The organism is Sandarakinorhabdus sp. (assembly GCF_032115815.1).
Taxonomy (GTDB): Bacteria; Pseudomonadota; Alphaproteobacteria; order Sphingomonadales; family Sphingomonadaceae; genus Sandarakinorhabdus.
This window is the reverse complement of record NZ_JAUMBI010000205.1, coordinates 1-1562: the sequence shown is the minus strand read 5'-3', so window position 1 is coordinate 1562 and position 1562 is coordinate 1. Positions and strand designations below refer to the sequence as shown.

The 1562-nt window shown below is 64.9% G+C and carries 2 protein-coding genes; both read right to left on the bottom strand.

The window, feature by feature from the left end:
• Positions 1-991, bottom strand: a 991-nt coding sequence (locus tag RT662_RS11970) for an aminotransferase (protein WP_313670937.1), incomplete at its 3' end; no start/stop codon positions are given.
• Positions 988-1562 (bottom strand): gamma-glutamyl-gamma-aminobutyrate hydrolase family protein (locus RT662_RS11965; protein WP_313670936.1); only part of this gene is annotated, 575 nt, incomplete at its 5' end. The genes RT662_RS11970 and RT662_RS11965, both read right to left, overlap by 4 nt.

Genomic DNA, 1562 nt, shown 5'->3' with positions numbered 1-1562 from the left:
CCGCGGTCGGGTGGCCCGAATAAGTGTAGCCGTGGACGAAATCATCGGGGTTGGACTTGATCGCCGCCACGATGAAATCGGCGACACCCACCGCCGAGATCGGCAGGTAGCCCGATGAAAGCCCCTTCGCCATCGTCACCAGATCGGGCGTGATGCCATAATGCTGGTGGCCGAACCACTGCCCCAGCCGGCCGAACCCGCAGATCACCTCGTCACAGCAGAGCAGGATGCCATATTTGCGGCAGATGGCTTCGACGCGGGGCCAGTAACCGGCGGGCGGGATGATGACGCCGCCAGCGCCCTGCACCGGTTCACCGATGAAGGCCGCGACATTCTCCGGCCCGGCGGCGATGATCGCGTCCTCCACGGCCTGCGCGGCGCGGGCGGCGAATGCGTCTTCGCTCTCATCGAAACCATCGGCGAACTTGTAGGGCTGCATCACGTGCACGAAGCCGGGTAACAAAGGCCCGCCTTGCGCGTGCATCGGCGCCATGCCGCCCAGGCTCATGCCGGCGATGGTCGATCCGTGATAGCCGTTGACGCGACTGATGATCACCTGCCGCTGCGGCTCGCCCTTCACCTGCCAATAATGGCGCGCGGTGCGGATCAGCGTGTCGATCGCCTCGCTGCCGGAGGAATTGAAGAAGATGTGGGAGAAATGCCCGCCGAGCAGCCCCGAAAGCTTGGCGGCGAGTTCCACGGTGGGCGGCGCCACCGTCTTGAAGAAGCTGTTGTAATAAGGCAGTTCAAGCATCTGATTATAGGCGGCTTCGGCCAGTTCGGTGCGGCCATAGCCAACATTCACGCACCACAGCCCGGCCATGCCATCGAGCAGGCGCACCCCATCGCCATCGATGATGGTGCAGCCTTCACCCCGCACGATGATGCGGCTGCCGCCCATATCCTCCACCGCCTGCCAATCCTGTTGCGGGGGCAGGTGATGGGCGACATCCAGCCGCTTGAGTTCGGCGATGTCGTAATTGCGGGTCATGGCGTCGTCTCCGGGTGCTGGCCGCGCAGGGCGCGACCAAGAATATGAAAGAAGGTGGCGGCATCAGCATCGCTGTCGGCCGTCCATTCGGGATGCCATTGCACGGCCAGCACGGGGGCGTTGCCAACGCGGGCCGAAAGCGCCTCCACCATGCCGTCGGGCGCCACAGCCTCGACGGCGAGGCCGTCACCGAGCCGCGCAATGCCCTGATAGTGGACGCTGTTGACATGCAGCGCCATCCGCCCGTGCGCGCGCGCCAGCAGGCCACCGGGGGTGAGCGCCACATCATGGCGATGATCGAACATCTCCATGAAACCAACATCGTCGGGCGCGTGGTGGTCTCTAACCTCACGGGTCAGCGTGCCGCCCAGCGCGACATTGATTTCCTGCAGGCCGCGGCAGATGCCGAACAGCGGCTTGCCGCGCGCCAGAACTGCCTGCACCAGCGCCGCCATCATCGCATCGCGGCCGGGATCGAATGGCGGATCGCCCACTTCAGGCTCACCATAGAACGACGGCTGCAGATTGGACGGGCTGCCGGTGAGCAGTACGCCATCCAGCCTGTCGATCA